Raw genomic sequence first — 18,202 nt, 5'->3', positions numbered from 1 at the left:
TCTGCTCCCGGGCTGATCACGGAGCTGCTGGGTGCTCAGCTTGGCGAGCGACGGCGCCTGACCGGCCAGATGGGGCGGGAGCCGTTGGTTCCGATCACGGCCGGTTCCTGTCCCGCAACCGGGGAAGGATCATCTCCCACGGGAGAGACTCTTTTCAAAGGGCCGTCGCATCGCACGTCAGCCCCAACTCGTGAACGCCCCGACGCCTCAACGCTGCTTCACCCTGACTCTGCCGACGGAGGCCTCCGTGACCAGCGGCATGAACGCGATCGCGCACGCCCTCACCCGAGCGGTGTCGAGGACGACGCGGGTGACGTCGGCTGATCGTACTCGGTGCCGGCCGTGAGGCACTCAGTCGCGGTAGGCGGCCGTCGCGATCTGGACGAACGACTGGAGCAGCGGGTTCGCGTCGCCCTCGTTCCACGCTGCCACCACGCGGCTCGGCGCCATGTCGGTCAGCGGTACCGCGGCCAGCTCCTCGGGTTGGTCGTGGCCGAGCGGGGTCAGCCCGACCGTGCCGTTCCAGAGCACGGCCTGGAGACACTCCTGGACGGCGCTCACCACCGGACCCTCGCGAGGCTCGCCGCCGTTCCAGTACGACTGCCAGATCGGGTCGGTGCCGTCCGGGAACTGGAACCAGCGCCGGTCGGCCAGGTCGGCCAGTTTCAGGTGGTCGCGACGGGCCAGCGGATCGTCGACGCGCAGCACCGCGCCCACCGGGTCGGCGCGTAGCTCGTGCACCGTCAGGCCGGTCTCGTCGAATGGTCCCCGGGTGAGGGCGACGTCGACCAGTCCGGCGCGCAGCCCGCAGGTCGGATCGGCAAGGTCGGTCTCGCGGATGCGGACCTCGATGCCCGGGTGCCGCCGGCGGTACGCGGCGGCCAGCCGCATTGCGCCTTGGTCGGTGCTGTCGCCCAGGATGCCGACGGTGATGGTCGCGGCGCCGGCCGCCACGGCCACGCGTACGCGTACCCGGTCGGCCTGGTCGAGCAGGGTACGTGCCTCGTCCAGCAGCGCCGCCCCAGCCGGGGTGAGCGTGACGCCTGCGGCGGAGCGGTGCAACAGAGTGGCACCGAGGTCGCTCTCCAGCTGCTTGATCGCCCGGCTGAGCGGCGGCTGACTCATGTGCAGCCTGGCGGCGGCCCGGCCGAAGTGGTGTTCCTCGGCGACTGCCACGAAATAGCGCAGCGTGCGTAGCTCCATGACCGGCGACGATACCCGTACGGTATCGACACCACCCAATCGGTCTTGGACGGCCGTGGTGTCCGGGCCGTGGAATTGGACCATGACAGACGAACCGATGACCAGCGAAGAGATAGCCGACCCCGCCGTATCGGTGGTCGGTCCGGGCGACGGTGAGACGATCCTTCTGGGCACGACGCGACTGCGCATCCTCGAAGACGGCAGCACCACCGGGCACCGTCTCGGGATCGGCGAGACCATTCTCGCCCCGCATACAGACGGACCACCGCAACACCGCCACGCCCAGCACGACGAGGGTTTCTACGTCATCTCAGGCACGGTGCGGTTCACGGTCGGACAGAAGACGTATGACGCGGCCGCGGGCACGCTCGTGATGATCCCGCCCGGAGCCCCGCACACCTTCGCCAACCTGAGCGACCAACCGGCCGTCATGCTCAGCACTTTCACGCCCGACCTGTACGTGCAGTACTTCCGAGATCTGCAGCACATGATCGCCGGCGGCCAGGAACTCACCGCACAGGCCAGCATCCAAACGATGAGCCGCTACGCCACTGAGCCCGCGACCGACTTCGCCTAGAAGCCGGACGGATGACGCCGCCCGGCTGCTGCCATCGGGGATACGTACGGCCGAGGCAGCTGCTCCTACATCTCAAGGCCCCTGATCGCTTACACAGGCGTGTGCCTTCCGTAGATGCCGCGATGGCGAGGCGCGATGTGTGGTCACTTACAACTGTAACCGTGGATGGGAATCATGATCGTCGCGTATTGGATCGTCGCCGGTGTACTCGCTCTCTTCTACCTCTACGGGGGCGGGCTGAAGGTGGTCCGGACCCGTGAGCAGCTCCAGCCGATGATGGCCTGGGTGGACCGCACGCCGATGCCGGCCGTCAGGACCATCGGGGTGCTCGAAGTGCTTGGCGCGATCGGGCTGGTCCTGCCACCGCTGACCGGCATCGCGCCCTGGCTGGCCCTGGCAGCGGCTATCGGTTTCGTGCTCCTGCAGATCGGCGCGACCACAGTCCACTTGAGCCGCAGAGACCACCAAATAGCCCTCAACATCGCGCTCCTTCTCACCGCGGCCGTGACCATCTGGCTGGCAACAACAGAGCTGGTGACTTGAGCCATGCTCATGACCTGCGGATCGGGCTTGGGAGGGCCTACCGTCCCGAGTGATCGCGCTGGACGGCCTTGGGACTCGCCACCGCATTTGACTCGTTCCAACGAACGGCGGTGCAGATCCCCACGTCGCCCGACGCCCTGCTGATCGGCCTGCCTCGACCGGCACACCACCGATCACCACGAAGAATCCTCCCCCGCACCGGCAGCATGATCAACCCTCGAAGGGCTTCCGGAGCCGACCACTGGCTAAGACAGCGTGATGCCGAGTCGCTCCGCCAGTTCGTGGGCGCCGACGCCGTACGTCTCCCGGATCCGTACCCCGTCGGGACCGACGTCGAAGACCCCGCAGTCGGTGTAGACGCGGCTGACGCAGCCGACGCCGGTGAGCGGGTAGGTGCACTGCGGCACGAGCTTCGGTTCACCGGAGCGGGTGAAGAGCGTCATCATCACGTAGACGTCCTTGGCGCCGATGGCCAGGTCCATGGCGCCGCCGACGGCAGGGATGTCGTCGGGCTTACCGGTGGTCCAGTTGGCGAGGTCACCGTTGAAGGCGACCTGGTAGGCCCCGAGGACGCATACATCGAGGTGCCCGCCGCGCATCATCGCGAACGAGTCGGCGTGGTGGAAGTACGCCGCCCCCGGAAGCTCGGTCACGGGGACCTTGCCGGCGTTGGTCAGGTCGGGGTCGACCGCGTCGCCCTCGGCCTTCGGACCCATGTTGAGCATGCCGTTCTCGGTGTGCAGCACCACCCCGGAACCGGCCGGCAGACGGTCGGCGATCTTGGTGGGCTGCCCGATACCGAGGTTGACGAAGGCGCCGGCCGGGATGTCGCGTGCGATGACGGCGGCCAGTTCGTCCATCGAGAGCCGGTGTTCGGCGCTCCTGGGCGCCCCGGCGTACGCCTGGCCGCTCGACGTGGTGGTTGGTGTGGTGGTCATCGGGCCCCCTGCACGGTGTAGTGGCGGGCCTTCACCTGGACGACCCGGTCGACGTAGATGGACGGGGTGACGACGGCCTCGGGGTCGAGCGTTCCGGGCTCGACGACCTCGTCGACCTGGACAATGGTCGTCGTCGCGGCCGTGGCCATGACCGGTCCGAAGTTGCGGGCCGTCTTGCGGTAGACGAGGTTGCCCATCGCGTCCGCGACGTGCGCGCCGATCAGCGCGTAGTCGCCCTTGATGGGGTACTCCAGCAGGTACTTCCGGCCGTCGATCTCACGCTCCTCCTTGCCCTCGGCCAGCGGCGTGCCGACCGCGGTCGGGCAGTAGAACGCGCCGATACCGGCACCGGCCGCGCGCATCCGCTCGGCGAGGTTGCCCTGCGGCACCACCTCCAGCTCGATCTTCCCCTCGCGGTAGAGGCCGTCGAAGACCCAGGAGTCGGCCTGGCGCGGAAAGGAGCAGAGCACCTTGCGCACCCGGCCGGCGGCCAGCAGCGCGGCCAGCCCGACGTCACCGTTGCCGGCGTTGTTGGACACGATCGTGAGGTCCTTCGCACCCTGCCGGATGAGCGCGTCGATCAGATCGAACGGCATGCCCGCCAAGCCGAAGCCGCCGACGAGGACAGTGGATCCGTCCTCGATCCCGGCGACCGCGGCGTCGGTGCTCTCGACGATCTCCGCCCGGCTCACTGGGCCGAATCCGTGACGTCGCAGTTCTCGAGTACGACGGCCAGCCCCTGACCGACCCCGATGCAGATCGCGGCGACGCCGTAGCGCTGCTTCGTCTCGCGCAGCACCTTGGCCAGCGTGGCGAGGATGCGGCCGCCCGAGGCGCCCAGCGGATGCCCGATCGCGATGGCGCCGCCCTTCTGGTTGACGATGGCGGGATCGATCTTCCACGCGTCGAGGCAGGCGAGCGACTGCACGGCGAAGGCCTCGTTGAGCTCGACAGCGCCTACCTGGCCCCAGCCGATCCCGGCGCGGGCCAGCGCGCGGTTCGCGGCCTCGACCGGGGCGTAACCGAAGGCCTGCGGCTCCAGCGCCATCACGCCGCGGCCGGCGATACGGGCGATCGGGTCGGCCCCGATCGTGGCCGCGGCCCTCTCACTGCCCAACAGCACCGCGGAGGCACCGTCGTTGAGCGGGCTGGCGTTGCCCGCGGTGATGGTGCCACCCCGCTCCGGCGTGCGGAAGACCGGCTTGAGCCCGGCCAGCACCTCCGGCGTGGATCCGGCTCGGATGCCCTCGTCCCGGGTCAGGCCGACGCCTTCGACCGCCACCACCAAGTCGTCGTAGAAGCCCGACTCCCACGCTGCGTGGGCGAGTTGGTGGGAGCGGGCGGAGAACTCGTCCTGCCGCTCACGGGAGATGTTGAAGCGCTCCTGGAGCTGCTCGTTGGCCTCGCCGAGGCTGACGGTCCACTCCTTCGGCATCCGCGGGTTGACCAGCCGCCAGCCGAGCGTGGTCGAGACCGCGGTGACATCGCCGACCGGGAACGGCTTCGCCGGCTTGGGCAGCACCCACGGCGCACGCGTCATCGACTCCACACCGCCGGTCAACACCACCTCGGCATCACCGGACTCGATCGTGCGACTGGCCGTCATCGCCGCGTCGAGGCTTGAGCCGCAGAGCCGGTTGAGGGTGGTGCCGGGCACGCTCACCGGAAGCCCGGCGAGCAGCGCCGCCATGCGGCCGACGTTGCGGTTCTCCTCGCCGGCGCCATTGGCGTTGCCCCACACCACGTCGTCGATCGCGGAGTGGTCGAGGCTCGGCACCTTGGCGAGCGTCGAGGTGATTGCGGCAGCGGCGAGGTCGTCGGGGCGGACGCCGGCCAGCGCGCCGTTGAAACGGCCGAACGGCGTCCGTGTCGCGGCGTAGATGAAAGCACTCATGGCAGTGACGCTAATCCCGGGCCACGATATTCTGAAGTACGCATATTCGAGCCAATTGATACGGACGACGTATGGATCTGCGTCACCTGCGGTACTTCGTGGCGGTGGCCGAGGAGCGCCACTTCGGTCGCGCCGCCGAGCGGCTCCACATGGCCCAGCCGCCGCTCTCCACGCAGATCCGCCAGCTGGAGGCCGAACTCGGCGTCGAACTGCTGCAGCGCACCACACGCCGCGTCGACCTCACCGAGGCCGGCCGGGCCTACCTCGAGCGGGCGCGCGCGATCCTCGCCGACGTCGACGAGGCCGCCCATCACACACGGCTCGTCGCCGCCGGCGCGGTGGGCCACCTCGCGATCGGGTGTGTGGGCTCGGCCACGTACAGCCTCCTGCCCGCACTGTCGCGACGGCTCACGGAGGAGCTTCCCGGCGTCGACTTCGCCTTCCGCGGCGAGATGCTCGCGCCCGACCAGGTCGAGGCGCTGCGCACCGGCGCGATCGACGTCGCGCTGCTGCGCCCTCCGGCGGCCGACCTCTCCCTCACCGTGCACACCCTGCGCCGGGACCGGCTCGTCGTCGCCGTACCGGTCGAGCACCCCCTCGCCCGCCGGAAACGTCTACGGGCGGCGGACCTGGCCGGTGCCGATCTGATCGTGCACTCCGCCGACCGCCGGTCGGTGATGTACGACGTGGTGCTGGGCCTCCTGCGCGACGCCGGCGTCGAGCCGCACATCCGCCACGAGGTCGGCGAGACCTCCACGCTGGTCACGCTCGTTGCCGGCGGCCTCGGTGTCGCGGTCGTGCCCGAGCCCGTGACCGCGCTGGCGCTCGACGGAGTCGCCTACCGACCGCTGTCCGGGGCCGACGCACGCGTGGAGCTGGCCGTGGCCCACCGCGCGGACCGCTCCGAGCCGCACCTGGCGCGCACCGTGGGGATCATCCGGGCGATGTTCTGAGACGTCCAGCGACGCCGGACAAGACCCCCGCTCGGCGCGACAACACTGCCTGGCGACGTCGGGCGGCGCAGTCGGCGCCCGATATAGGCGTCGGGATAGGCGTCGGGCCGGACCGCCGACGCCATCGGCTTGCCGGGACGCACGTAGTCAGTGGCGTCGGCGTCGAACGGCCTGTACCCGCAGGCGTGTTCGGCGACAGGACACTGTCGACGCACACCCTCCCCCCCTCACACCCTCCCCCGTCATGCCCTCCCCTCATGTGTGTGCCGGCGACCGGCCTTCTCGCAGCGTCCTCGACCGCGGCCCCGGGACCTGATGGGCGGACGCTGCGGGGCCGGACTCGGCTTCACGTGACCGTCCGTGCGGGTCTGTCGCCGACTACCAGGAGGCCAGCGAGCCGTCCGTGTTGCGCCAGACCGGGTTGCGCCAGCGGTGGCCGCGTTCGGCGGCGGCCCGGACGGCGTCCTCGTCGATGGTGATGCCGAGGCCGGGGGCGGTGGGGCGGTCGATATAGCCGTCGCGGAAGGTGAAGGGCGTGGTGTCGGCGAGGTAGTCCAGCAGTCCGCTGCTGTCGCCGTAGCCGATGCCGAGCGCCTGTTCCTGGATGAGGAAGTTGGGGATCGCGAAGTCGAGTTGCAGGCTGGCCGCGAGGGCGATCGGGCCGAGCGGGCAGTGCGGGGCCACCATGACGTCGTACGCCTCCGCCATCGTGGCGATCCGGCGGGTCTCGGAGATGCCTCCGGCGTGGCTGATGTCCGGCTGGGCCACGGCGATGCCGTCCGACAGCACGTCGCGGAAGTCCCAGCGGGAGTAGAGCCGTTCGCCGGTGGCGATGGGGATCGAGGTGGAGCGCACCACGGCGCCGAGGTCGCGGGAGAACTCCGGCAGCACGGGCTCTTCGACGAAGAGCGGCAGGAGCGGCTCCAGGAACGGCAGTACACGGCGGGACATCGCCCCGCTGAACCGGCCGTGGAAGTCGAGTGCCAGGTCACGCTCCGGGCCGATGGCTTCGCGGACCGCGGTCACCCCGTCCACGATGGCGTTGATCGCGGCGGGCGTGGCGAGAGGCTCCAGCTGGGCGCAGGGGTTGAGCTTGACCGCCGTCATGCCCTTGGCGACCTGCGCGGCCGCCGATTCGGCCAGTTCCTCCGGGGTCTCACCGCCAACCCATCCGTAGACGCGCACCCGGTCGCGGACATGGCCACCGAGGAGCTGGTGGACCGGGACGCCGTGGGTCTTGCCCGCGATGTCCCACAGTGCCTGGTCGATGCCGGCCAGGGCGCTGTTCAGGACGACACCGCCCCGGTAGAAGCCGCTCTTGGCGAGCACCTGCCAGTGCTCCTCGATGCGGGCGGGGTCCTGACCGACCAGGTAGTCGAACATCTCCTCGACACAGCGGGCGACGGTCTGGGCTTTGCCCTCGACTATGGGCTCGCCCCAGCCGGAGATGCCCTCGTCGGTGTCGACGCGGAGGAAGAGCCAGCGCGGTTCGACGAGGAAGAGTTCGTATCCAGTGATCTTCACGGTGCGGACCTCCGGGTCCTGGTGCACGGCCCGGGGGCCGATGGGTGCGGGTGTATGGGTGTGGGTGTCGGACGGGTGCGGGTGTCGGACGGGTGCGGGTGTCGGACGGGTGCGGGTGTGGGATGGATAAGGGCGTCGGAGGATGAGGGTTGGTCGGGGGCCGGGTGGTGCTCGCGGGCCGTTGCGCTTCAGCCAGTCGGCCAGTCGGCTCGGCTATTCCTGGGAGCTGATGCTGCGCCCGCCGTCCACGAGCAGGTTCTGGCCGGTGATGAAGGAGGCGTCCTCGGAGGCGAAGAAGGCCACGGCGGCCGCGATGTCCTCCGGGGTGCCGAGCCTGCCGGCGGGTGTCCGCGCGACGGTCTCGGCCCGGTATTCCGGCGACGACTGTGCCCACAGGCCCGTGACCACGGCGCCCGGCAGGACGGCGTTGAACCTGATCCGCCCGCCGTACTCGACGGCGAGCTGGCGCACCAGGGCGCCGATGCCGCCCTTGGCCGCCGCGTACGCGGGAAAGCCGCGGAAGCCGAGGGCCGCGTGCACGGACGAGGTGATCACCACCGCGCCCCGGGCGGCACCGAGCAGGGGGACCGCTGCGCGGACGCCGTAGAACACCGAGTCGAGGGAGAGCCGCAGCTGGTCGTGCCAGGCGGCGTCGTCCAGTTCGTGCGCCGCCCCGGGGAGGTTCCGGCCGGCGTTGAGGTGCAGTACGTCGAGGTGTCCGGTCCAGGACTCCACCTCTTCGACGGCCGCGGCCCACTCGCCGGGCGAGGTGGCGTCGAGCCCGCGGTCCCGGGCCTGTCCGCCCCCGGCGCGGATCTCCTCGGCCACCCGATGGGCGCCCTTGGCGTCCACATCGGTGACGAGGACGGAGGCCCCTTCCGCGGCGAGGCGGTGAGCGGTGGCCTCTCCGATGCCGGAGGCCGCCGCGGTGAGCAGGGCCGTGCGGCCCGTGAAGCGTGTGAGTCCGGCGGTGGTCATGGCGTTCCTGTCGGTCTTGCTGTGGAGCCGCGCAGCACCAGCCGCGGCTCGGTCGGTACGAGGACGTCGCCCGTCGGTGTCCCCTCGATGGCGGCCACCAGGGCGTCCACGGCCGCGGTCCCCAGTTCGTACAGGGGCATCGCCACGGTGGTCAGCGGAGGGTGGAGGTGGGCGGCGACGGGCAGGTCGTCGTTGCCGACCACGGAGATGTCCTCGGGTATCCGCAGGCCGAGGCCGCGGATCGCCGCCATGGCGCCTATCGCCTGGGCGAGCGAGCTGGTGTAGAGCGCGGTGACCGGTGGGCGCGCGGCGCCGTCGGCGGAGCCCAGCAGCTCCAGCGTCGCGGACACTCCGCCGTCCTCGGTGAAGTCCCCGGACGCGACCGGTGCGGCGGACAGCCCGAGTTTCTCGGCGTGCCGAAGGAAGGCCTCCTTGCGGACCTCACCCGGAGTGATGCCGGGCGGGCCCGCGACATGGCCGACCGCCCGGTGGCCGAGGCCGTGGAGGTGGTCGAGGGCGGTGACGCTGGAACGGGCCACGTCCATGGTGACGTTGCGGCCGGAGTCCTCCACCGAGCGGTTCAGGAAGACATGCGGGACCGGGCTGCGGTCCAGGGTGTCCAGCAGTGGGTGACCGGGGCGTGCGGAGGCGATGAGCAGCCCGTCGACCCGGCCCTCCTGCACCAGGTCGTTGAAGGACCCGTCGGCTTCCTGCCCGTCGAAGTCCTCGGCCAGCAGGGACATGTACCCCAGTTCGCGGGCCCGTTGGTAGGCGCCGCGGGAGATGGTGACGTACGTGGGGTTGGCGAGGGAGGGGACCAGCAGCGCCAGGGCGTGTGTGCTGGCGCCGGCCAGCGCACGCGCGCCGGAGTGGGGACGGTAGCCCAGTGCCTCGGCGGCCTCGTGGACGCGTCGCCGGGTCTCCGGCCGGACGGACAGGTCCTGGCGGCCGTTGAGCACCTTGGACACGGTGGCCTTGGAGACTCCCGCCACCTGTGCCACGTCCACCAGCCTTGCCCTGACGGGCTGTTCCGTCACCTGGATCCCCTCTCCCCGCCGCACCCGCCGTGCCGCCTCGGTTGTCCGGGCGGTGTGGTGGGTGCTGACCTCTTGACACCTTCTGGCGCCGCAACTTAACGTTCGCCGAAGTTTCAGTCAACCGGTTTCCTCAGACGGAAATAAGCGATACGTCTGAGCAGAGCCAAAGAAACCGGTCAATTCACCCATATGTAATACGTCGGCAAGAGTTGACGATGGGTGAGGTATGCCTTGAAGCGTTCCGAAAGGTTCGTTGCGGACGCGACCACAGTCGCCACCGCTGTCTCGCGGCACCGATGCCGGCACCCCCGTACGGAACGGGTGTCCGCTCGGTGCCGGGCATCCCTCCCTACCGCTGAGCGAGCCCGGCGCTGCTTTCTCCCCAGGCCCTGTCGCCGAACTCCCGTCTGCCCTCCGGGCGGACGACGGAGTTCGAGGACAGGACCTCCCGGACCTCGCTTCCGCCCCCCGGCGGCAGCCTCGTGTTCCTGCCCCCGCGGTAGCCCCCGCATGCCGCACCACCGCGCTCCACCCCGCACGAAAGGCCCTCCAGCATGCCCATCTCGACCACGGGTTCCTTCGACCGACGACGGTTCCTCACCGTCTCCGCCAGTGCCGCGCTCGCCGCGACCGCGCTGCCCGCATGCGCCAGTTCCGTCAAGGACGACAGCAGCGGCGGCTCCGGGGGCGGCAAGACGACGCTCACCGTCATGACGGTGGACAACGAGTGGGACAAGAAGGCCCTCAAGGCCGCCGAGCAGGCGCTGGGGATGACCCTCAACATCATCATCGCCGACCCCACCAAGCTCAACGCCATGCTGGCCGCCAAGAACCCGCCGGACGTGGTGCGCGGCTTCGGCGCCACGGAGACGCCGTACTTCGCCGCCCGCGGACTGATGACCGACCTGGACCCGTACTTCGCCAAGAGCGAGGTGCTCAAGCCCGCCGACCTCGACCCGGTCAACGACGTGTGGCGCTACGACGGGCAGAACCAGGGAGCAGGACCGCGCTTCGGCATGGCCAAGGACTACTCCCAGGACTCCATGTTCTGGTACCGCACCGACCTGTTCGACGCCGCGAAACTGGACCACCCCGGCACCGAGCCCCTGTCCCACGACGAGTGGCTGGACCTCGGCAAGCGGCTGGTCAAGCGCAGGCTCGGCAAGGTGAAGGTGTACGGGCTGAACGCCACCGGCATGGGCGTCTTCCCCCAGCTCATGGGCATGACGGCGTCGGCCGGCGGAAGCGTGTTCGCCGAGGACCTGGCCACGGTGGACTTCTCCTCGCCCGAGGCGCTCAAGGCACTGAAGTGGTACCTGGAATACGCCCAGGCCGACATCGGCCCGAACGTCGTCAACCCCAACCCGGACGCCTGGGACGGACCGACGTACCAGGCCAACCGAATGGCGATGAGCACCAACGGCTACTGGTTCGGCGGGCTGATCGGCGGCGACCCCAAGCTGGCGAAGGTCTCCCGCTTCGCGCCCGCGCCGCAGCTCGGCAGCGAGCGGATCAGCCCCTGCTTCGGTGCCACCGGCTTCTGGATACCCCGGGACGCCAAGAACAAGGACGCGGCCTGGAAGTTCTTCGAGTGGTACTTCGGCGGCAAGCCCGCCCAGGAGCGGGCGGCCAGCGGCTGGGGCATCCCCTCCCTGAAGTCGCTGCACTCGCGGATGCCGCAGACCAACGCATTCCAGAAGCAGGCGTTCGAGCTGCAGCAGCGGGAACTCGACTCCTTCAAGGTGCTGAACTTCACGCCGTACGCCCAGCAGGCCGCCCTGGAGGGCGTGATCACCAAGGTGCTGCCGGGCGCCGTCCGGTCCAAGACGTCCGCGGGCAAGGTCGCCGACGAGCTCAACACCCGCATGAACGAGCAGCTCGCCAAGGGCAAGGAGCTCGTGAAGTGAGCACGGGCCAGCTCATCGAGCCGGCCGACGCACCGGGCGCGCCGCTTCCCACCCGGGAGGCGGCCGCCCGGCCGGCCGGCTCGCGCCGGGCCCGCGAACCCCGCTCGCTGGAGTCACGCCGGGCCTTCGCCTTCTACGTGTTCGCGGGCCCCTGGCTGCTGGGCTTCCTGACGCTGACGGCCTTCCCGCTGGGGTACGCGCTGTGGCTCAGCTTCACCAACGCGGACGGGCTCTCCGACAACGCGCGCTTCGTGGGCCTGGACAACTACCGGGAGGTCTTCTCCGACCCGGAGACGATGGCCTCCCTGGCCCGCACCGGAGTGTTCACCGCGATCACGGTGCCCCTGACGATCGCGGCGGGGCTGCTGCTCGCGGTGCTGGTGAACCAGCCGATACGAGCCCGCGGACTGTTCCGCACCCTGCTGTACCTGCCCGCGGTCGTGCCGCCGGTCGGAGCCGCTCTCACCTTCAAGCTGATCTTCGACCGGGACGCGGGGGCGGCCAACGGCGTCCTCGACGCCTTCCAGATCAACGGCGTGAGCTGGCTGGCGGATCCCTACGCCCGCTGGGTGCTGATCTCGCTGACGCTGTGGGGCGCGGGCAATGTCATGATCATCTCGCTGGCGGGGCTGCAGGAGATCCCGAAGGAGTTCCACGACGCCGCGCGGATGGACGGGGCCAGTGCCTGGCAGTCCTTCACCCGGATCACCCTGCCGCTGCTCTCCCCCGTGATCTTCTTCCAGGTCATCACCGGGATCATCGCCGCCGTACAGACCTTCCTGCCGCTGCTGATCTCCCTCGACCCCACCCCCAAGGGCGTCACGGCCGTGCCCGAGGGCAACTACCTTTACATGATCAACGTGTTCGCCCAGTACTTCTCCAACGGCCGCTACGGCTATGCCTCCGCGCTGTTGTGGGTGCTCTTCCTGATCATCATCGTGATCACCTTCCTCGTCTTCAAACTCAGCAAGGGCGCGGTCTTCTACTCCGTGGAACCGGAGCCCGCGAAGAAGAAGCCCCGCACGATCGGAGGCAAGTGATGGTGTTCACCCGACGCAGCGGCATCTACATGATCCTGGTGGGGATCCTCGTCCTCTTCCTCAGCCCCTTCGGCTGGCTGCTGATCACCGCGCTCAAGGACCCCTCCGAGCTGAGCGTCCTCCCCATCCACTGGTGGCCGCACCACCCCAGCCTGGGCAACTTCCGGGACGCCCTGACCCACATCGAATATCTCGGCTACGTCCGCAACTCACTGACGATCGCCGTCATCTACTCGGTACTGGTGACCTTCGCCTCGGCCTGGGCGGGGTACGGCTTCGCCCGGCTGAACGCACCGGGCAAGCGGCTCATCTTCGGCGTACTGCTGTCGACGATGATGCTGCCGCAGATCCTCACCCTCATCCCGACCTACCTGGTGTTCGCCAAACTCCACCTGACCAACACCTACATGCCATGGGTGCTGTGGGGAATGTGCGGCGCCCCGTACCTGATCTTCCTGTTCCGGCAGTTCTTCTCGAACATGCCCAAGGAACTGGAGGAGGCGGCGATCGTCGACGGCTGCGGTCAGATCCGCATTTTCCTGCGCATCTTCCTGCCGCAGTCCTGGCCGGTCATCGCGACCAGCCTGATCCTCTCGTTCAGCTGGACCTGGGGCGACTACGTCGCGCCCGCGCTGCTGCTGGACGACTCCCGCACCACGCTCGCGGTCAAGCTCGCCTACGGCTATGTCAACCAGCACGGCGGACAGCTGTGGAATCTCGTCGCGGCCGGTGCCGTCATGTACGTCATCCCCGTGCTGGTGCTCTTCCTGATCGTGCAGCGCGGATTTGTCACGGGTGTCGCCACCTCCGGGCTGAAATGACCCCGATCTCACGACCCCAAATGATCCCGGCCTCAGGACTCAAATGATTCCCTTAGCCATCCCGTCAGTGATCCGTTCGCCAACGCCGCTTCTCGCAAAGGAACTTCTCATGACACACACCCTGGGCACCCCCAAGTCCCTTGGGGCGGTGGAGTCATGACGGAGCGTCCCGCGCTCACTCCGCAGCTGGGCCGTACTCGGGTGATGGCCATCCTGCGGTCGGCCGACGCGACGGGCCTGCCCGCCGTGGCCCGGGCGCTCGCGGACGGCGGCATCACCTGCCTGGAGGTCACCCTCACCACCTCGGGCGCGCTCGACGCACTGGCCCGTATCCGGGACGAACTCGGGCCCGAGGTGGCGGTCGGCGCCGGCACGGTCATCATCGCCGGGCAGGCCCGGGACGCGCTGGCGGCCGGGGCCGAGTTCCTGGTGGCTCCCGTCGTGGACACCGAGGTGATCCGCCGCGCGGCGGACAGCGGCATCCCGTGCTACCCGGGCGCCTGGACGCCGACCGAGGTGTCCACCGCCTGGCAGGCCGGCGCCGCCGCCGTCAAGCTCTTCCCGGCGAGCACCGGCGGCCCCGCACACCTGCGGCAGCTGCGGGCCCCGCTGCCGGACATCCCGCTCGTCGCCGTCGGCGGAGTCGGCATCGACCAGGCGCGGGACTACCTCGACGCGGGCGCCCGCGCCGTGGGCATCGGCTCCCCGCTGCTGCGCGGAGCGGACCGCGAGCCCACACCGGAGAACCTGGATTCCCTCACGGCAAGGGCCCGCGCGCTGCTGGAAGCGATCCGGGCGACGTCGCAAGCCACGTCCCAAGTCCCGTCCCGTCCCCAGGAGGTGAGCTCGTGAACCGCCCTTCCGAGGACGGTTATCTGGTGACGGTCGGAGAGGCCCTCGCGGTCCTGGCCGCACCGGATCCCGGCCCGCTGGCCCTGGGCACCGCTCTGCGTCTCGGCCTCGCCGGCGCGGAGTCGAACGTCGCCGTGGCGGTCAGTCGGCTCGGCGGATCCGCCACCTGGATCGGCCGCGTCAGCGAGGACGAACTCGGCGAGCTCATCCTCCGCGAGCTGCGCGCGGAAGGGGTCACCACAGCCGTCGCACGCGACCCCGCCCCCACCTCGCTCCTGCTGAGGGAACGCCGTACGGCCACGCACAGCCGTACGCGCTACTACCGCACCCACACCGCGGGTTCCCGGCTGTCCGCCGAGGACATCCCCGAGCACCTGGTCGCCGGAGCGGCGGTCCTGCACATCACCGGGATCACACCGGCTCTGGGGGAGGGGCCGTCCAAGGCCGTCACCCGGGCGGTGGACATCGCCGTCGACGCCGGAGTGCCGGTCTCACTGGACATCAACTTCCGCTCCCTGCTGTGGAGCGAGGCGGAGGCCAGGCGCACGTTGGGTCCCCTGCTGTGCAGGAGCGACCTGGTCTTCGCGGGACCGCACGAGGCCCGGATCGCGGTGCCCGACGCCGAGAAACCGGAGGAGCTCGCCAAGAGCATCTGCGACCTCGGGCCCGGCGGAGCCGTGATCAAACTGGGCGCCGAGGGCGCGTACGCCCTCCTCGACGGCCAGGAATACCGGCAGCCCGCCGTGCCCGTCACCGTGCAGGACTCCGTGGGGGCGGGAGACGCGTTCGTCGGCGGATATCTCGCGGAACTGCTCGCGGGCGAACCGCCGGAACAGCGGCTGCGGACAGCGGCCCTGCTCGGCGCCTTCGCGGTCAGCACCACGGGCGACTGGGAGGGCCTGCCCAGGCGCTCCGAGCTGAACCTGCTCGACCACCACGACGACGTCGTCCGCTGACCGCACGGCCCTGGGGCCTGTGTCGGAAGCGGCGCCTGCCGGGCGACGCCTGGCACGCTCCCCCACTGCCTTAAGGGCGTGGGAGATGCCCCCACTCGCCGCACCGGGCGAAAGCCCAAGTACGTCCAGTACGAGGGCTTCCACCCGGCACGCCGAGAGCACGCACCAGACGCCGCCCGGCCCGTCCTCCGGGCGGACGACGCCACTTCCGACACAGACCCTCCCACCACCCCGCCCGCTCAAGGAACTCCCGGGAACTCCCATGCCAACGCCCGCCTCCCCCGACGCGGTTCACGTCCTCACCGGCTCCTACACACCGGACTCCGGTGGCGACGGTTCCGGCCTCGCCGCCCTGCGCCTCGATCCGGCGACAGGCCATCTGGCGTACGAGAGCCAGGTGCCGCCCTTGCCCGTCAGCGGGGCCTCCTTCCTGGCCGCGCACCCCTCCCTGGACGTCGTCTACAGCACGAACGAGGGCGAAGCCGGAACCGTCAGCGCCGTCACCCGGCGCGGTGACGGCGTACTGGCCCCGCTGGGAGACCCGGTCAGCACCGGCGGCGCCAACCCGTGCCATCTCGCCGTCCACCCGGGCGGAGACTGGCTGCTGACCGCGAACTACGGCAGTGACACCGCGCCCGGCAGCGTGTCCGTGCACCGGCTCGGACCGGACGGGCGGCTACTGGAGCTGACCGACGTCGCCGTCCACGAAGGGTCGGGCCCGGTCGCCGGACGGCAGGAGGGCAGCCATGCCCACCAGGTCCTCGTCGACCCGGCGGGCCGTTCCGTCCTGGCCACCGACCTGGGCGCGGACGCCGTGTTCACGTACCGGCTCGGCCCTCGGGCCGGAACCCTCGAACGGACGGCGGTGAGCCCGCTGCGCGCCGGCTCCGGCCCCCGCCATCTCGCCTTCGCACCCGGCGGGGAGCTGGTGTTCAGCGCGGACGAGCTGTCCTCGACCCTCACCTGCCACCGGTACGACGCCGGCACGGGCACCCTCACGGCCACCGCCACGGTTCCCGCCACAGCGGCCCGCGACCTCGTCAACCAGCCCGGCGGGATCGTCGCCTCACCCTGTGGGCGCTTCGTCTGGGTGACCAACCGCGGCGCGGACACAGTGGCCGCGTTCAGGGTCACAGGCACCACGCTGGAGCCGATCGGCGAGACACCCAGCGGTGGGACCTGGCCCCGCGGCCTGACCCTGACGGCCGGTCACCTGCTGGTCGCCAACCAGCACAGCGGAACGCTCGCCGCGCTGCGCGTACTCGACTCAGGAGCCCTGGAACAGCCCGCCCCGGCGGCATCCGTTCCCTCGGTCGTCTGCGCACTCGCCCTCTGACAAGCCCCATACCTCCCGCCCGCAACTTCCCTGACGTACGCCATGAGTCGTACGCCTTGAAAGGCACCCATGTCCCACCCCAGCACCACCCCCGCCGCCGCACGGTTCACCCTCGACTCGGCCTTCGGCATCGGCGACGTCCACCCGCGCTTGTACGGGTCGTTCGTCGAGCACCTCGGCCGCTGCGTCTACACCGGCATCTACGAACCCGGCCACCCGGCGGCCGACGCCGACGGACTGCGTCAGGACGTCCTGGAGCTGATCCGGGAGCTGGGCGTCACCACCGTGCGCTACCCGGGCGGCAATTTCGTCTCCGGCTACCGCTGGGAGGACTCCGTCGGACCGCGCGAGGAGCGGCCCACCAGGCTGGACCTCGCGTGGCGGTCCACCGAGACCAACGAGTTCGGCCTCGGCGAGTTCATGGACTTCTGCGCCAAGACCGGCATGGAGCCCATGATGGCCGTCAACCTCGGCACCCGCGGGGTGGAGGACGCCGTACGGCTCCTGGAGTACTCCAACCACCCGGGCGGCACCGAGCTGTCCGACCGCCGTATCGCCCACGGTGCCAAGGAGCCGTACGGCATCAAGATGTGGTGCCTTGGCAACGAGATGGACGGCCCTTGGCAGATCGGGCACAAGACGGCGGAGGAGTACGGGCGGCTCGCCGCCGAGACCGCCCGTGCCATGAGGATGGTCGAGCCCGACCTGGAACTGGTCGCCTGCGGCAGCTCGGGCTCGGGCATATCCACCTTCGCCGCCTGGGAGGCGACCGTCCTGGAGGCCGCCTACGACCAGGTCGACCACGTCTCCCTGCACGCCTACTACGAGGAGACCGACGGCGACCGCGACTCCTTCCTGGCCTCCGCCGTCGACATGGAGCACTTCATCGAGTCGGTCGTCGCCACCTGCGACCACGTCCGCGCACGGCTGAAGGCGAAGAAGCGGATCAACCTCTCCTTCGACGAGTGGAACGTCTGGTACATGAGTCGCAGTGAGGCCGCCACTCCGCCGGACTGGGACAAGGCGCCCCGGCTGCTGGAGGACAGCTACTCGGTCACCGACGCCGTGGTCTTCGGCTCGATGGTCATCGCCCTGCTGCGGCATGCCGACCGGGTCACCGCCGCCTCGCTGGCCCAGCTCGTCAACGTCATCGCGCCGATCATGACCGAGCCGGGCGGCCAGGCCTGGCGGCAGACCACGTTCTTCCCGTTCGCCCAAGCCGCCCAGTACGGGCGTGGCCGGGTGCTGCGTGTCGAGGCGGACAGCCCCATGTACACCACCGCCAAGTTCGGCGAGGTGCCTCTGCTGCACGCCACCGCCGTCACCGACGACGAGACCGGCGAGGTCACCGTCTTCGCCGTCAACCGCGGCCAGACTTCGGCCCTCCCGCTGGTGATCGACCTGCGCGGGGTCGAGGCCCGCGCCGTGGAGGAGCACCTGGTGCTGGCCGACGCCGACCCCGAGGCACGCAATACCCTCGACCAGCCGGACCGCGTCACCCCGCACTCCGCCACCGGCACCACCCTCACAGACGGAGTCCTGCGCGCCGAACTCGAGCCCCTGTCCTGGAACATGATCCGGCTGACAGGCCGGCAGGACTGACCACTCCGACGTACCGACTGCCCATGGGCCGCTGCCACCGC

Annotated in this window: 17 protein-coding genes; 10 read left to right on the top strand and 7 right to left on the bottom strand. The window is 70.1% G+C overall.

Annotation, left to right across the window (positions count from 1 at the left end; all coding sequences use genetic code 11):
- Positions 1-351: 351 nt before the first annotated feature.
- A complete protein-coding gene (locus ACTWQR_RS03030; protein ID WP_443225280.1) occupies positions 352-1,203 on the bottom strand; it encodes a LysR family transcriptional regulator in 852 nt (283 codons plus the stop codon).
- A gap of 82 nt (positions 1,204-1,285) precedes the next feature.
- Between ACTWQR_RS03030 and ACTWQR_RS03025 the strand changes: the two genes are divergently transcribed.
- Entirely contained in the window at positions 1,286-1,780 is a 495-nt protein-coding gene (locus ACTWQR_RS03025) for a cupin domain-containing protein (RefSeq protein ID WP_443225279.1), read from the top strand.
- 174 nt (positions 1,781-1,954) lie between these two features.
- On the top strand, positions 1,955-2,323 hold the full coding sequence (locus tag ACTWQR_RS03020) for a DoxX family protein (protein WP_443225278.1): 369 nt from the start codon (positions 1,955-1,957) through the stop codon (positions 2,321-2,323).
- A gap of 245 nt (positions 2,324-2,568) precedes the next feature.
- Here the strand turns inward: ACTWQR_RS03020 and ACTWQR_RS03015 are convergent, their stop codons facing one another.
- Genes ACTWQR_RS03015 through ACTWQR_RS03005 form a run of 3 tightly spaced genes read right to left on the bottom strand, consistent with a single transcriptional unit; the run spans position 2,569 to position 5,155 of the window.
- Positions 2,569-3,261 (bottom strand): 3-oxoacid CoA-transferase subunit B, encoded by a 693-nt coding sequence (locus tag ACTWQR_RS03015; RefSeq protein WP_443225277.1) that lies wholly within the window; start codon positions 3,259-3,261, stop codon positions 2,569-2,571.
- Positions 3,258-3,953 carry a 3-oxoacid CoA-transferase subunit A gene (locus tag ACTWQR_RS03010; RefSeq protein WP_443225276.1) on the bottom strand — a complete coding sequence of 232 codons (696 nt, stop codon included), beginning with the start codon at positions 3,951-3,953 and terminating at the stop codon, positions 3,258-3,260. The genes ACTWQR_RS03015 and ACTWQR_RS03010 overlap by 4 nt, the downstream gene beginning before the upstream one ends.
- Positions 3,950-5,155, bottom strand: coding sequence for a thiolase family protein (locus ACTWQR_RS03005; protein ID WP_443225275.1), 1,206 nt, complete (start codon positions 5,153-5,155; stop codon positions 3,950-3,952). Before ACTWQR_RS03005 ends, ACTWQR_RS03010 begins: the two co-directional genes overlap by 4 nt.
- Positions 5,156-5,226: 71 nt before the next feature.
- On the opposite strand from ACTWQR_RS03005, the gene ACTWQR_RS03000 reads away from it, so the two are divergent.
- Positions 5,227-6,108 carry a LysR substrate-binding domain-containing protein gene (locus ACTWQR_RS03000; protein ID WP_443225274.1) on the top strand — a complete coding sequence of 294 codons (882 nt, stop codon included), beginning with the start codon at positions 5,227-5,229 and terminating at the stop codon, positions 6,106-6,108.
- Between the two features lie 378 nt (positions 6,109-6,486).
- Here the strand turns inward: ACTWQR_RS03000 and dgoD are convergent, their stop codons facing one another.
- The 3 genes from dgoD to ACTWQR_RS02985 all read right to left on the bottom strand — a co-directional run bounded on the left by dgoD (position 6,487) and on the right by ACTWQR_RS02985 (position 9,647).
- Positions 6,487-7,632: a galactonate dehydratase gene (dgoD, locus tag ACTWQR_RS02995; RefSeq protein WP_443225273.1), complete on the bottom strand. Its 1,146-nt coding sequence runs from the start codon at positions 7,630-7,632 to the stop codon at positions 6,487-6,489.
- A 213-nt stretch (positions 7,633-7,845) separates the two neighbouring features.
- Positions 7,846-8,610 carry an SDR family NAD(P)-dependent oxidoreductase gene (locus tag ACTWQR_RS02990; RefSeq protein WP_443225272.1) on the bottom strand — a complete coding sequence of 255 codons (765 nt, stop codon included), beginning with the start codon at positions 8,608-8,610 and terminating at the stop codon, positions 7,846-7,848.
- On the bottom strand, positions 8,607-9,647 hold the full coding sequence (locus tag ACTWQR_RS02985; RefSeq protein WP_443225271.1) for a LacI family DNA-binding transcriptional regulator: 1,041 nt from the start codon (positions 9,645-9,647) through the stop codon (positions 8,607-8,609). Before ACTWQR_RS02985 ends, ACTWQR_RS02990 begins: the two co-directional genes overlap by 4 nt.
- A gap of 554 nt (positions 9,648-10,201) precedes the next feature.
- Here ACTWQR_RS02985 and ACTWQR_RS02980 point away from each other — a divergent pair.
- The 7 genes from ACTWQR_RS02980 to arfA all read left to right on the top strand — a co-directional run bounded on the left by ACTWQR_RS02980 (position 10,202) and on the right by arfA (position 18,161).
- Entirely contained in the window at positions 10,202-11,554 is a 1,353-nt protein-coding gene (locus ACTWQR_RS02980; protein WP_443225270.1) for an extracellular solute-binding protein, read from the top strand.
- Positions 11,551-12,594: a carbohydrate ABC transporter permease gene (locus tag ACTWQR_RS02975; RefSeq protein ID WP_443225269.1), complete on the top strand. Its 1,044-nt coding sequence runs from the start codon at positions 11,551-11,553 to the stop codon at positions 12,592-12,594. The genes ACTWQR_RS02980 and ACTWQR_RS02975 overlap by 4 nt, the downstream gene beginning before the upstream one ends.
- A complete protein-coding gene (locus tag ACTWQR_RS02970; protein ID WP_443225268.1) occupies positions 12,594-13,415 on the top strand; it encodes a carbohydrate ABC transporter permease in 822 nt (273 codons plus the stop codon). The genes ACTWQR_RS02975 and ACTWQR_RS02970 overlap by 1 nt, the downstream gene beginning before the upstream one ends.
- A 156-nt stretch (positions 13,416-13,571) precedes the next feature.
- Positions 13,572-14,267: a bifunctional 4-hydroxy-2-oxoglutarate aldolase/2-dehydro-3-deoxy-phosphogluconate aldolase gene (locus tag ACTWQR_RS02965; RefSeq protein WP_443225267.1), complete on the top strand. Its 696-nt coding sequence runs from the start codon at positions 13,572-13,574 to the stop codon at positions 14,265-14,267.
- Positions 14,264-15,223, top strand: a complete 960-nt coding sequence (locus ACTWQR_RS02960) for a sugar kinase (protein ID WP_443225266.1) — start codon at positions 14,264-14,266, stop codon at positions 15,221-15,223. Before ACTWQR_RS02965 ends, ACTWQR_RS02960 begins: the two co-directional genes overlap by 4 nt.
- Positions 15,224-15,485: 262 nt before the next feature.
- Positions 15,486-16,559 (top strand): lactonase family protein, encoded by a 1,074-nt coding sequence (locus ACTWQR_RS02955; protein WP_443225265.1) that lies wholly within the window; start codon positions 15,486-15,488, stop codon positions 16,557-16,559.
- A gap of 69 nt (positions 16,560-16,628) precedes the next feature.
- Positions 16,629-18,161, top strand: a complete 1,533-nt coding sequence (gene arfA / locus ACTWQR_RS02950) for an arabinosylfuranosidase ArfA (RefSeq protein ID WP_443225264.1) — start codon at positions 16,629-16,631, stop codon at positions 18,159-18,161.
- The last annotated feature ends 41 nt before the right edge of the window (positions 18,162-18,202 follow it).

The sequence above is a fragment of the Streptomyces sp. 2A115 genome, assembly GCF_052245575.1.
GTDB lineage: Bacteria > Actinomycetota > Actinomycetes > Streptomycetales > Streptomycetaceae > Streptomyces.
Note: the sequence above shows the minus strand (reverse complement) of the source record. Positions and strands in the feature narration are given on the sequence as shown.

Coding starts and splice junctions, on each gene's coding strand:
- ACTWQR_RS03030 (WP_443225280.1), bottom strand. CDS start 1,203: ATGGAGCTACGCACGCTGCGCTATTTCGTGGCAGTCGCCGAGGAACAC.
- ACTWQR_RS03025 (WP_443225279.1), top strand. CDS start 1,286: ATGACAGACGAACCGATGACCAGCGAAGAGATAGCCGACCCCGCCGTA.
- ACTWQR_RS03020 (WP_443225278.1), top strand. CDS start 1,955: ATGATCGTCGCGTATTGGATCGTCGCCGGTGTACTCGCTCTCTTCTAC.
- ACTWQR_RS03015 (WP_443225277.1), bottom strand. CDS start 3,261: ATGACCACCACACCAACCACCACGTCGAGCGGCCAGGCGTACGCCGGG.
- ACTWQR_RS03005 (WP_443225275.1), bottom strand. CDS start 5,155: ATGAGTGCTTTCATCTACGCCGCGACACGGACGCCGTTCGGCCGTTTC.
- ACTWQR_RS03000 (WP_443225274.1), top strand. CDS start 5,227: ATGGATCTGCGTCACCTGCGGTACTTCGTGGCGGTGGCCGAGGAGCGC.
- ACTWQR_RS02990 (WP_443225272.1), bottom strand. CDS start 8,610: ATGACCACCGCCGGACTCACACGCTTCACGGGCCGCACGGCCCTGCTC.
- ACTWQR_RS02980 (WP_443225270.1), top strand. CDS start 10,202: ATGCCCATCTCGACCACGGGTTCCTTCGACCGACGACGGTTCCTCACC.
- ACTWQR_RS02970 (WP_443225268.1), top strand. CDS start 12,594: ATGGTGTTCACCCGACGCAGCGGCATCTACATGATCCTGGTGGGGATC.
- ACTWQR_RS02965 (WP_443225267.1), top strand. CDS start 13,572: ATGACGGAGCGTCCCGCGCTCACTCCGCAGCTGGGCCGTACTCGGGTG.
- ACTWQR_RS02955 (WP_443225265.1), top strand. CDS start 15,486: ATGCCAACGCCCGCCTCCCCCGACGCGGTTCACGTCCTCACCGGCTCC.
- arfA (WP_443225264.1), top strand. CDS start 16,629: ATGTCCCACCCCAGCACCACCCCCGCCGCCGCACGGTTCACCCTCGAC.